This is a genomic window from Pseudomonas sp. LBUM1647 (genome assembly GCF_059716175.1).
The window spans coordinates 278,301-290,032 of record NZ_CP166809.1 but is presented as its reverse complement, the minus strand read 5'-3'; the positions used below and the strand labels follow the sequence as shown (position 1 = coordinate 290,032).

The window sequence follows — 11,732 nt, the reverse complement described above, 5'->3', positions numbered from 1 at the left end:
GATCAGGACTCCAGGGAACCGTCGAGGGTTTTCAGTGTGCCATACAGGTTCGGGCGACGATCACGGAACGAGCCCCAGGCGCTGCGGATGTGTTCCAGTTCGTCCAGGTCGAAGCTCTGAACCAGTACACCTTCTTCGGTTTCGTTGAGTTCTTGAACCTTCTCGCCGAACTGGTTGGCGATGAACGACGAGCCGTAGAACGTAATGTCGTAGCCGTCCTGCTCTTCGTTGCCGATGCGGTTGCTGGCGATCAGCGGCATCAGGTTGGCGCCGGCATGGCCTTGTTGCACGCGCTGCCAGTGATCACGGGACGAAATGGTCTTGTCGTGTGGCTCGCTGCCGATCGCGGTCGGGTAGAACAGAATTTCCGCGCCCAGCAACGCCATGCTGCGGGCGCATTCCGGGAACCACTGGTCCCAGCAGATACCCACGCCGATTTTCGCGTAACGGGTGTTCCAGACTTTGAAGCCGGTATCGCCCGGATTGAAGTAGTACTTTTCGTGGTAGCCAGGGCCGTCCGGGATATGGCTTTTACGATAAATCCCGAGGTTGCTGCCGTCGGCATCGATAATCGCGATGCTGTTGAAACGCGCGCGGCCCGCCAGTTCGTAGAAGCTGATCGGCAAAACGACTTGCAGTTCTTTGGCGACTTTCTGGAAGTGCTTGATGGCGACGTTGTCTTCAACGGTCGTGGCCAGCTGCAGGTAATCCGGGTTCGGCTTCTGACAAAAGTACGGAGCCTCGAACAGTTCCTGGATCAAGATGATCTGCGCGCCTTGCGCCGCGGCCTCACGGACCAGCCGCTCAGCGGTCTCGATGTTGGCTTCAAGGTCCCAGGAACAGGCCATCTGGGTGGCGGCGACGGTAACGATACGGCTCATGAATCATCTCCGGGGCAATTGCTTGAGGGTCGAGTGTGGCATCGACCAATGACAGAAATGGGAAGCACCGGGCGTGGTGAGGCCACACCGGGGCAGTGGCGACTTTATAACCGATAAAAATCGGCTTTTAAAGCTAAAAACCACCCACCAGTCTAAATTAATTCAATAAATCCAGATAATAATCGAACTTTACGCTATCCCTGTGGGAGCGAGCTTGCTCGCGATAGCGGACTAACATTCAACATTGATGTTGACTGAAAAGGCCTCATCGCGAGCAAGCTCGCTCCCACAGGGGATGGGTGTTTACAGACCCTCGGCGAGCACCTTCGACAGCATGTCCACGAAGAAATCCACACTCTGACGCGAGGTCACCATCGGCGGTTTGATCTTGAGGACGTTCAGGTAATCGCCGGTCGGCTGCATGAAGATCCCCAGCTCGCGCAATCGATCACACAGGGCCGTGGTTTCTTCGGTCGCCGGTTCCAGGGTTTCGCGATTGCGGATCAACTCGACGCCTAGATAGAAGCCGGAACCATGCACCGCGCCCACCAACGGATGAATATCGATCAGTGCTTCAAGCCGTTCCTTGAAATACCCGCCCACGACCTGAGCATTTTCCCAGAGCTTTTCTTCTTCCATCACATCCAGCACTGCCATGCCGATCTGGCAACTGACCGGGCTGCCGCCGGCCGACGAGAAGAAGTAACCCTCGGCTTCCAGCGCTTCGGCGATTTCCCGACGGGTGATCACCGCACCGAGCGGCTGGCCGTTGCCCATGCCTTTGGCCATGGTGATGATGTCCGGCACCACGCCCTGCTCTTCGAAACCCCAGAAAAAGTTGCCCATGCGGCCGTAACCGACCTGCACTTCGTCGGCGATGCAGACACCACCCTGAGCACGAACCAGCGCATAAACCTGCTTCAAATAACCCGCCGGCAGCGAGATACCGCCGGCATTGCCGTACACCGGCTCGCAGATGAAACCGGCCAGTTGACGTTTCTGTTCGGCAATTTTCGCCAGGTTGTGTTCGACGCTGCGCACGTAGTCCGGCGCGCTGCCCGGTCCACGGAATTCGCCGCGATAGGTGTTCGGCGCGGTGACCGGATGCACCCAGTCCGGGCGGCTGCTCAAGGCCTTCGGGTTATCGGCAATCGAGGTCGAGACCGCGTCCGCTCCCACTGTCCAACCGTGATAGGCCTCCAGCACGCTGAGCATGTCGCGGCCGCCGCTGTAGGCCCATGCCAGGCGGATTGCCAGGTCATTGGCCTCGCTGCCACTGTTGACCAGAAACACCCGGTCCATGGAGTCCGGCGCCAGTTTCAGCAAACGTTCGGAGAACTCGGCAATCGCCGCGTAGTTAAAACGCGAGTTGGTATTGAGCAGTGACCACTGACGGCTGGCGACAGCGGCCATGTGCGGATGACCGTGGCCAAGCACCGCAACGTTGTTGAGCATGTCGAGGTAGGAACGGCCCTGCATGTCGATCAAGTGATTGCGCCAGCCGCGTTCGATGCGCGGTGGATCGACGTAATAATGCTTCTGGGTACGAGCGAAACTGGCGTCACGGCGCGCCAGCAACGTCTGCGAATCGAGTTCTTCTTCGGCGTCACAGGCCAGTCCCAGCAGCACCGCCGGTGACGGGCACAACGCTTGCCAGGCTGCGGCGCGAGACGGCGTGCAAAACAACGGCGCCGTGAACGAAGCGCCCCGGCACAACTGCACGATCAACGGTCCGCTGACGGAACCCAGCACCTGGCCTTTGACCAGCGCCGCACCGGTATGCAGCGAGGGTGTCACGCCCCACAACCGCACGCTCAGTTGCGGACCGTCCAGTTGCAGCACACCCGCCGCTGGCTGATGCACCACCCCGGCAAACGGTGATTCGACCGCCGTGCCGTGGGGCACGCGCAATTCGACGTGCAATGGATACGTGTCCGGCTCAGTGGCGCTGTCCGGGCGGGTGCGGGACAAGCGATATTGCCCATAACGACTGGCCGCCAGACCGTGAGCCGCGGCAGCTTCAGTCAGCAGACGCTGATCGATCCCCTCCTGCTCCCAGTTGCCGGCCTCAAAATGCGGACTGAGCACGCCCAAATCGATCAACGCAAATTCACGCCCCACCAAGCTCGGCAGTAGCGGCGCGAAGCCTTCACTGCCGATGCTCGGTAGGTTCTGACCGACCGAAGTCAGGATCGCCGCTTCCATCAACGCCAACGGCACCGATGTGGCGACGCGGAAAATCTCCCACTCGTGGGTGAGGTTGTCGCGGCTGTATTCGTTGCCCGGATCAATATTGACCTGCTGTTCGCCGCTGAGCACCAACACCGCCGCACGGGCGACGATCAGTGGCCAGAGCGCCAGGAGCTCTTCATGCGTGAGCGGATTGACAGCGTGATAGGCCTGAACCGCCGGCAAGATGTAGAACGGATCGCCATCAGCGTGGTGCAGCAGCGCCGCGCAGGTCACCGACAGATCAGTAATGCGCCAGGTACGAACCAGGTCGCCGAAATCGATCACGCCCTGCAATTGCCACTGGCGTTGCGAATCTCGCTGCCACACCACGTTGTCGTCGGTGATATCCATGTGAATGGCTTGCAGCGGCAGCTTATCCACAAGCGGCTGCAAATGACGCTCGGCCTGTTCAGCCGCATCGGCGATCAGCCGGCGTTGCGGGTCGTCGTTGATGACCGGCAGCAAATGCGCGATCAACGCGTTGGCGTGACGGGCGTCCCATTGAAGGGTGCGCTCAAGGCCCGGATGGTCGAAACCGGCCAGCGCCAGGTCCATTTCACCGCAGAGTCGACCAAAACCGGCCACCACTGAACCGGGCAGATGATCCAGGTGTGTGAGCGACTGGCCTTCGATGTAATCGAGCAGGCGCACATGCACCGGTTGGCCGCCGACTTCCAGGGAGAGAAGGTCTGCACCGTTTTTGGCGGGAATCACTCGTGGCACATGCACATCAGCGTGTTCACCCAAATGCCTAAGCCCGGCGTGCTGGGCGTGCAGCTCCTGCGCCGAGTAATCGCCACGGCAGATTTTCAGGACAAAACGCCCTTGGTCGCTGTCGACCCGATAGTTAAGATCCTGCTGGCTGCCGAGGGCCTGCAACCTTCCACTCAGCCCGTAATGTCCCTTCAACAGCTCAAGCGCTTGCTCCGCAGACACTTGCGGGCTGGGCAAACTGGCGCGATGAATCAACGTGGCGAGTGGCATACAACGACCCCTGAAATTTTATTAGGCGCTTATATCGCCACTGCTTTGAGCGATACGCAACCCCCCTTCAAGCCAGCGACCTCTCTATTGAACTTTCCTACGCCCATCCCGGATTGCCTTCCGCTGGGGGGAAACAAGCTACGGTGCTATACGCAAAGAGTGCGCCCAGCAGATGATCAACGTAGCCCTCCTGACAAGTCCTTTTTTCATCGTGGATGATGAAATTTTGTTCACGTCAATGAAGAGGGACAGTGCCTATAGTCCAAGCACTGGTACTTCGGTGAGGTGAATGTAGCGAACGATGGCCCGGATTAAGACCATCAGAGATACAAAACCTTCAGCGCCTTGCGCGTTGAAAACCTCAAAATTTCAGGCCTGCACTTCCAGAATTTGATTGCCGTGAACCACGGTCGACTCGCGCCTGCCACCACTTTGCGCAAGAATGACGCCCATCAACGCCTATTGCTGGAGAAAGACCATGAAAGTAGTCACCACCGACCTTCCCGGTGTTCTGATCATCGAACCCAAGGTATTTGGTGACGAGCGCGGTTTCTTCTATGAAAGCTTCAATGCCAAGGTTTTCAAAGAAGTGACTGGCCTGGAAACGAATTTCGTTCAAGACAACCATTCCCGCTCGCAAAAAGGCGTATTGCGCGGCCTGCATTACCAATTGGAAAACACTCAGGGCAAACTGGTTCGCGTCACAGCCGGTGAAGTACTCGACGTGGCGGTGGACATTCGCCGCAGCTCGCCACATTTCGGCAAATGGGTGGCTGTGCGTCTGTCCGCCGAGAACCATCGTCAAATGTGGGTCCCGGAGGGTTTCGCCCACGGTTTCGTGGTGCTGAGCGAGTTCGCCGAATTCCTCTACAAAACCACCGACTACTACACACCGTCCGCCGAGCGCAGCATTCGCTGGGACGATCCGGAGCTGGCCATTGATTGGCAACTGGATGAAGCACCACAACTGTCCGGCAAAGATCAGGCCGCCGTGCTCTTCAAGGACGCTGACGTCTTTTCCTGAAACACCGTCTGAATCTTCACCGAGCAAGCGTGCCTGACCCACGGCGCGCAGACTGCGCCCGCAAGCCTAGGCATAATGCGCCTGTACCCACAGGCGCTCGATGCTCATGACTCCGACCCTCCCCCGCAGACCCCGCTGGCGCAGCCTGGCCCTGCTCGCGCTGTGCCTGGCGCCGTTGCTGTGGCCGCTGGAGCATCTGGCCGAGCGTTACTACCGCAGTGAACTGGCCGGTCAGAACCGTCAGACGCTCGACCTTTACGTCGCCAACCTGCTGGGTACCCTGCACCGTTATGAAGTGTTGCCGCAGATCCTCGGCGATCTGCCGGCCCTGCGAGCCGTCCTCGGCGCGCCCGACGATGGCGTCACCCAAGGCAACGCCAATCGCTTGTTGAAAAACATCAGCGCCCAGACCGGCGCCGAAGTCATGTACCTGATGGACACCACGGGCAAGACCCTGGCCGCGTCCAATTGGGACAAACACGACAGTTTCGTCGGGCGTAATTTTTCCTTCCGGCCGTACTTCAGCGAAGCCATGGCCGGGCGGCTTGGGCGTTTTTTCGGTTTGGGCACGACATCGGCCAAGCGCGGCTATTTCTTCGCCGCCGCCGTGCGTAACGGCGAAAAGATCATCGGCGTGCTGGTGGTCAAGGTCGACCTGGACCACACCGAAAGCCTCTGGGGCAAAACCCCGGAACAACTGCTGCTGACCGACCATAACGGCGTGGTCATTCTCACGTCGCGGCCCGAGTGGCGATTCCGCTCGACCCGCCCCTTGGGCGAAGAAGAACGCAAGGCTATTACTGCGATTCAACCCTATCCGACCCGCGATCCCAAACCATTGCGGCTCAACCCCAACGCCTGGCTGACACAAACCCAGCCCATCGCAGAAACCGGTTGGAACGTCAGCATCCTCGCCCCACGCACCCTGATCGATCGCCCGGTACGCACGGTCGTCGCCATCGGCGGCGCGACGTTGTTGGTGTTGATGTTGCTGCTGGGTCTGATGATGCAGCGCCGCCGCCATTACCTTGATCGAATCGCCTTCGAAGCCAAGGCCCGTCGCGAGCTGGAAGGCCGGGTAGCCGAGCGGACCAGCGACCTCGAAGGCCTCAACCGTCGGTTGAAACAGGAAGTGCTGGAACGCGAACAGGCCCAGCAAGAACTGGTTCGCGCTCAGGATGATCTGGTGCAGGCCGGCAAACTGTCGGCCCTTGGCACCATGTCGGCGAGCATCAGCCACGAATTGAATCAACCGCTGGCAGCGATCCGCAGCTACGCAGAAAACGCCGAAGTGCTGCTCGATCATCAGCGCACCGACGATGCGCGCGGCAACCTCAAGCTGATCAGCGAACTGACCGGGCGCATGGCGTCGATCATCGCCCACCTGCGCGCCTTCGCTCGGCGCGATCGCCACGCCCCGGAAAGCGTCGCCCTCCAACCGGCGCTGGACGATGCGCTGGCGCTGCTGGCCAAGCGTCGACGCGGCATGGAAGTCGAGCTGATCCGCGACTTGCCGGCCGCCACCCTGTGGGTCGAGGCCGGGGAAACCCGTCTGCGTCAGGTGCTCGGCAATCTGCTGGCCAACGCCTTGGACGCCCTGACGGAAAAAGGCCCGCCACGTAAGCTCTGGTTGAGTGCCCAATCCACTGCCGACGGCGTCAATCTGTACATTCGCGACAATGGCCCCGGGTTCTGCCTGGAGGCACTTGGCCGCGCCAGCGAGCCCTTCTACACCACCAAGACCCGCACTCAGGGGCTTGGGTTAGGGCTGGCGATTTGCGAAACCCTGATGCGCGCCTTCGGTGGTGAACTGTCGTTCTCCAACCACAAGGAAGGTGGCGCCCTGATTACCCTGAAGTTGCGTGCAGGCGCACCGGGTGTGAGCCTGCAACCGTCCGAGGACCGAAGTGCATGACCATCGACAACCGCATCCAGGTCGTGCTGATCGACGACGATCCGCACCTGCGACAAGCCCTGAGCCAGACTCTGGACCTCGCCGGCCTGAAAATCCTGCCGCTCGCTGAAGCCAAGGGCCTGGCCGGGCAACTGGAGCGTGACTGGCCAGGCGTGGTGGTCAGTGACATCCGCATGCCGGGCATGGACGGTCTCGAATTGCTGACTGAACTGCATGCCCAGGACCCGGAGCTTCCGGTGCTGCTGATTACCGGTCACGGCGATGTGCCGCTGGCGGTGCAGGCCATGCGCGCCGGGGCTTATGACTTTCTGGAAAAACCCTTTGCCAGCGACGCCTTGCTCGACAGCGTGCGCCGCGCCCTGGCCCTGCGCCGGCTGGTGCTGGACAACCGCAGCCTGCGTCTGGCCCTGAGCGATCGCAATGAGCTGAGCACCCGCCTGGTCGGGCAATCGGCGCCGATGCTGCGCCTGCGCGAGCAGATCGGTGCATTGGCGGCGACCAAGGCCGATGTGCTGATCCTTGGCGAAACCGGCGCCGGTAAAGAAGTTGTCGCACGTGCATTGCACGATCTGTCGAGCCGTCGTAACGGTCCGTTCGTGGCGATCAATGCCGGCGCCCTGGCCGAGTCGGTAGTCGAAAGCGAGCTGTTCGGTCACGAGCCCGGCGCCTTTACCGGCGCGCAAAAGCGTCGCATCGGCAAGTTCGAATTCGCCAATGGCGGCACGTTATTTCTTGATGAAATCGAAAGCATGAGCCTGGATGTGCAGGTGAAATTGCTGCGTTTGCTGCAAGAGCGGGTCGTCGAGCGCTTGGGCGGCAATCAGCTGATCCCGTTGGACATCCGCATCATCGCTGCGACCAAGGAAGACCTGCGTCAATCCGCCGATCAGGGCCGCTTCCGTGCCGACTTGTATTACCGCCTGAACGTCGCACCGCTGCGTATTCCACCGCTGCGCGAGCGCGGCGAAGATGCGCTGATGCTGTTCCAGCATTTCGCCGACGAAGCCAGCGCTCGTCACGGTCTGCCACCCCACGAGTTGCAACCGGGACAACGCGCGCTGCTGCTGCGCCACACCTGGCCGGGCAACGTGCGGGAATTGCAGAACGCTGCCGAACGCTTTGCCCTGGGCCTGGAACTGGCCCTGGACAATAACGCAGCGGATGGCGCTGTCGGCATGACGGTCGACGTGGTCAGCGGCGGTCTCAGCGAACAAGTGGAAAACTTCGAGAAGAGCTTGATCGCCGCCGAACTGGCGCGTTCTCACAGCTCGGTGCGCAGCCTCGCCGAAGCCCTTGGCATCCCACGCAAGACCTTGCACGACAAACTGCGCAAGCACGGGCTGAACTTCGCCGACGGTGGCAGCAGCCACACCGACGAACTCGATTGAGCTACCGTCAATTCATCATCTTCAAACAAGAGATCCGTGCATGAGCCGCGACAGCCGTCATCTGGAATCAGTCCTCCATCGCGATATTCCCCTTACCCGGGACATGGGCCTCAAAGTGCTCGATTGGCACGACCAGCAACTGCGCCTGCACTTGCCGCTGGAGGCCAACGTCAATCATAAAAGCACCATGTTCGGCGGCAGCCTGTATTGCGGCGCCGTGCTGGCCGGTTGGGGTTGGCTGCATTTGCGTTTGCGTGAAGAAGGGGTTGAAGGCGGGCACATCGTGATTCAGGAAGGGCAGATCAGCTATCCGCTGCCGGTGACCATGGACGCGACAGCGATTTGCCAGGCGCCGAGTGCGGCGATGTGGAAGAAGTTTTTGGCGATGTATAAGCGGTATGGACGGGCGCGGTTGACGTTGCATTCGCGGATCGTCAATGCCGACAGTGATGACGATGCGGTGAGGTTTGCCGGGCAGTACGTACTCCACCGCTAAAGCAAAAGATCGCAGCCTCGTTTCACTCGACAGCTCCTACAGGGGGGACGCGTTTCTCTGTAGGAGCTGTCGAGTGAAACGAGGCTGCGATCTTTTGATCTTTACGCCCGCGCCAACGCCAACAGTTTTTCGCGCCACGCAGCCTTCGCCGGCAGCGCCAGGAAAAATGCATTCAACAACGATTCCCGCGCCGGATAACAAAACGGCGCACCGCTCAAATCCAGCACCTCACCGCCCGCCCCTTCCAGCACGCCTTGCGCCGCCGCCGTGTCCCACTGCGAAGTCGGCGCCAACCGCGGATAACAATCCGCCGCCCCCTCCGCCAACAAACAGAACTTCAGCGAACTGCCGATATTGGCCAATTGCAGTTCACCCAGACTGTCACTCAACCCGGCCAGCAGGCGCTCCTGCTCAGGACTTGAATGCCGACGACTGGCAACCACGGTAAACGCTTCACCCTCAGCAGGAACCTCGCGAACCTGAATCGGCAAAGGCTCCGCGTCTTTATCGCCACGCCACGCGCCCAGACCCGCACCACCGACGTAGAAGCGCCCGTTGGTCGGCATCGACACCACGCCAAACACCACACGCCCCTGCTCGATCAGCGCAATGTTGACGGTAAATTCTTCGCTACCGGAAATGAATTCCTTGGTTCCGTCCAGTGGGTCCACCAGCCACCAACGCTGCCACCCGGCGCGCACGCTCAGGGGAATGTTGGCGTCTTCTTCGGACAGCACCGGGATGCTCAGATCCAGCGCCGTCAGCCCGGCCAGGATCACATGGTGAGCGGCCATGTCGGCGGCCGTCACCGGGGAATCATCGGATTTTGCAGTCACGGCGACGTTGGCACGCCAAAACGGCAGAATCGCTTCACCGGCTTTCAGCGCCAGTTCAACAACAGGCGCCATCAACGGATGGGGGAAAATCATGGCTGGAACACTCCACGCTGAGTCAGCAGATCACGGGCCAGATACAGTGCTGCCAATGCACGGCCCTCAGTGAATCGCGGGTTCTGGGCCAGGGCCGACAACTCACGTAGATTGATTTTGTCCACGCCCATCGGCTCGGGCTCATCACCTTCAAGGCTTTCTTCGTACAGATCAGTGGCCAACACCACCTGGATCTTCTGGCTCATGTAACCGGGCGACAACGACAACTCAGTCAGATGCTCCAGTTGCCGCGCGCCATACCCGGCCTCTTCCTTGAGCTCCCGCTCGGCCGCCGCGAGCACGTCCTCGCCCGGCTCGATCAAGCCTTTAGGCAAGGACAGCTCGTATTCATCGGTGCCACCGCAATACTCTTCGACCAGCACTGCGTGGTCCGCATCCAGCATCGCCACGATCATCACTGCGCCATAACCGGCGCCCTTGCCCACCAGTCGCTCATACGTGCGCTCCACGCCATTGGAAAAGCGCAACTTCAGCTCTTCGACGCAGAACAAACGGCTGGTGGCGACGATCTCGCGGGCGAGGATGGTGGGTTTCTGGCGCATGAAAAGCTCCTTGGCGTGAACGCGTTACTATACCCGGCCTATCCTGATTGTTTACCCCGGATATCTTTTTTACCGCTGGAGAAGTTTTTTATGTCCCTGCTGCCCTGGCGCGACATCGACACCGTTCTGCTGGATATGGACGGCACGCTGCTGGACCTGCATTACGACAACCATTTCTGGATGGAACACCTGCCCCAGCGTTACGCCGAGTTGCACGGGGTGAGTCGAGCGATGGCCGAGATGGAATTGCAACCGTTGTTCGAGCGCAACGCCGGCCAGTTGCAGTGGTATTGCCTGGATTTCTGGAGCACCGAGCTCAAACTGCCGGTGCGCGAACTGAAACTGGAAACTGCGCACCTGATCGCCTTGCGACCGGATGCGGACACCTTTCTGGCCGCCATCAAACAGGCTGGCAAGCGCGTGGTTCTGATCACCAATGCACACCGCGATTCGCTGTCATTAAAACTGGAAAGAATCGAACTGGCGCCGTACTTCGAGCGGTTGATCAGCTCACATGATTACGGTTTCCCCAAGGAGAATCCGCAGTTCTGGGAGGCGTTGCAGGCGGACATCGGTTTCGACCCGGCGCGCAGTCTGTTTATCGACGATACGTTGCCGATCCTGCGTAGCGCGCGGAATTTTGGGGTGGCGCACTTGCTGGCCGTGCGTGAGCCAGACAGCCGTAAAGGGCCGAAGGACACGGCCGAGTTTGCGGCGGTGGGGGATTATCGAGAACTGATCGAAGGGCTCTAGAGCCTGAGGCGGTCATTGTGGCGAGGGGGCTTGCCCCCGTTCGGCTGCGAAGCAGTCGTAAAGATTTTGGGGCCGCTTCGCGACCCAACGGGGGCAAGCCCCCTCGCCACAGGTCTTGGTTACTCAGGAATCCGCAACGACTGCCCCGGATAGATCTTGTTCACGTCCTTGAGCATCGGTTTGTTGGCATCGAAGATTTTTTGATATTTGTTGGCATCGCCATACACGCGCAAGGAAATCGCGCTGAGGGTGTCGCCTTTCACAACCGTTACAAACTTCGCAGCCACAGCCACCGGCCCGGTCACGGTGATCTGGTCATCCACACTACCAACACCGGCAATATTGCCCACCGCCAGCAGGATTTTTTCCTTCTCTTCCTGACTGCCGACTTCGCCGGTCACGGTGACCTTGTCGCCATCCACCGTCGCCTGCACATTCGGGTTACCCAGGCCGACCTTGCTGATATGTTCCTTCAACTGCTCACTGGCATTGGCGTTGCCTGGCGTCAGCAGATCGATAAGTTTTTCGCCTGCTTCTTTCACAAAGCTAAAAATACTCATGGTGCGC

At 60.0% G+C, this 11,732-nt stretch carries 10 protein-coding genes; 5 read left to right on the top strand and 5 right to left on the bottom strand.

Going from position 1 to position 11,732, the window contains the following annotated elements; genetic code table 11:
- Positions 1-2: 2 nt before the first annotated feature.
- Both aguB and ACA059_RS01285 read right to left on the bottom strand, forming a co-directional pair.
- On the bottom strand, positions 3-881 hold the full coding sequence (gene aguB / locus ACA059_RS01290) for an N-carbamoylputrescine amidase (RefSeq protein ID WP_008149347.1): 879 nt from the start codon (positions 879-881) through the stop codon (positions 3-5).
- 303 nt (positions 882-1,184) lie between these two features.
- Entirely contained in the window at positions 1,185-4,097 is a 2,913-nt protein-coding gene (locus tag ACA059_RS01285; protein WP_497632410.1) for an aminotransferase, read from the bottom strand.
- A gap of 478 nt (positions 4,098-4,575) precedes the next feature.
- Here ACA059_RS01285 and rfbC point away from each other — a divergent pair, with 478 nt between their 5' ends.
- From rfbC to ACA059_RS01265, 4 genes are all read left to right on the top strand, one after another.
- Positions 4,576-5,121, top strand: a complete 546-nt coding sequence (gene rfbC, locus ACA059_RS01280; protein WP_497632409.1) for a dTDP-4-dehydrorhamnose 3,5-epimerase — start codon at positions 4,576-4,578, stop codon at positions 5,119-5,121.
- Positions 5,122-5,227: 106 nt separating this feature from the next.
- The gene (locus ACA059_RS01275; RefSeq protein WP_497632408.1) at positions 5,228-7,036 is read left to right on the top strand and encodes a sensor histidine kinase; all 1,809 of its coding nucleotides are present in this window, start codon (positions 5,228-5,230) and stop codon (positions 7,034-7,036) included.
- Positions 7,033-8,424 carry a sigma-54-dependent transcriptional regulator gene (locus tag ACA059_RS01270; protein WP_497632407.1) on the top strand — a complete coding sequence of 464 codons (1,392 nt, stop codon included), beginning with the start codon at positions 7,033-7,035 and terminating at the stop codon, positions 8,422-8,424. Before ACA059_RS01275 ends, ACA059_RS01270 begins: the two co-directional genes overlap by 4 nt.
- A 40-nt stretch (positions 8,425-8,464) precedes the next feature.
- Positions 8,465-8,920, top strand: coding sequence for a YiiD C-terminal domain-containing protein (locus ACA059_RS01265; protein ID WP_497632406.1), 456 nt, complete (start codon positions 8,465-8,467; stop codon positions 8,918-8,920).
- A 101-nt stretch (positions 8,921-9,021) separates the two neighbouring features.
- Here the strand turns inward: ACA059_RS01265 and cysQ are convergent, their stop codons facing one another.
- Together cysQ and nudE are read right to left on the bottom strand one after the other, a co-directional pair.
- Positions 9,022-9,849, bottom strand: a complete 828-nt coding sequence (gene cysQ, locus ACA059_RS01260) for a 3'(2'),5'-bisphosphate nucleotidase CysQ (protein ID WP_497632405.1) — start codon at positions 9,847-9,849, stop codon at positions 9,022-9,024.
- Positions 9,846-10,412: an ADP compounds hydrolase NudE gene (gene nudE / locus ACA059_RS01255; RefSeq protein ID WP_033058385.1), complete on the bottom strand. Its 567-nt coding sequence runs from the start codon at positions 10,410-10,412 to the stop codon at positions 9,846-9,848. Before nudE ends, cysQ begins: the two co-directional genes overlap by 4 nt.
- Positions 10,413-10,502: 90 nt before the next feature.
- Here nudE and yrfG point away from each other — a divergent pair, with 90 nt between their 5' ends.
- Positions 10,503-11,165: a GMP/IMP nucleotidase gene (yrfG, locus tag ACA059_RS01250; RefSeq protein ID WP_497632403.1), complete on the top strand. Its 663-nt coding sequence runs from the start codon at positions 10,503-10,505 to the stop codon at positions 11,163-11,165.
- A 119-nt stretch (positions 11,166-11,284) separates the two neighbouring features.
- On the opposite strand, the gene lysM is transcribed toward yrfG, so the two are convergent.
- Entirely contained in the window at positions 11,285-11,725 is a 441-nt protein-coding gene (lysM, locus tag ACA059_RS01245) for a peptidoglycan-binding protein LysM (RefSeq protein WP_134419546.1), read from the bottom strand.
- Between the last annotated feature and the right edge of the window lie 7 nt (positions 11,726-11,732).

Excerpts from the sequence above, each read along its gene's own strand:
- aguB (WP_008149347.1), bottom strand. The coding sequence starts at position 881 with ATGAGCCGTATCGTTACCGTCGCCGCCACCCAGATGGCCTGTTCCTGG.
- ACA059_RS01285 (WP_497632410.1), bottom strand. The coding sequence starts at position 4,097 with ATGCCACTCGCCACGTTGATTCATCGCGCCAGTTTGCCCAGCCCGCAA.
- rfbC (WP_497632409.1), top strand. The coding sequence starts at position 4,576 with ATGAAAGTAGTCACCACCGACCTTCCCGGTGTTCTGATCATCGAACCC.
- ACA059_RS01275 (WP_497632408.1), top strand. The coding sequence starts at position 5,228 with ATGACTCCGACCCTCCCCCGCAGACCCCGCTGGCGCAGCCTGGCCCTG.
- ACA059_RS01270 (WP_497632407.1), top strand. The coding sequence starts at position 7,033 with ATGACCATCGACAACCGCATCCAGGTCGTGCTGATCGACGACGATCCG.
- ACA059_RS01265 (WP_497632406.1), top strand. The coding sequence starts at position 8,465 with ATGAGCCGCGACAGCCGTCATCTGGAATCAGTCCTCCATCGCGATATT.
- cysQ (WP_497632405.1), bottom strand. The coding sequence starts at position 9,849 with ATGATTTTCCCCCATCCGTTGATGGCGCCTGTTGTTGAACTGGCGCTG.
- nudE (WP_033058385.1), bottom strand. The coding sequence starts at position 10,412 with ATGCGCCAGAAACCCACCATCCTCGCCCGCGAGATCGTCGCCACCAGC.
- yrfG (WP_497632403.1), top strand. The coding sequence starts at position 10,503 with ATGTCCCTGCTGCCCTGGCGCGACATCGACACCGTTCTGCTGGATATG.
- lysM (WP_134419546.1), bottom strand. The coding sequence starts at position 11,725 with ATGAGTATTTTTAGCTTTGTGAAAGAAGCAGGCGAAAAACTTATCGAT.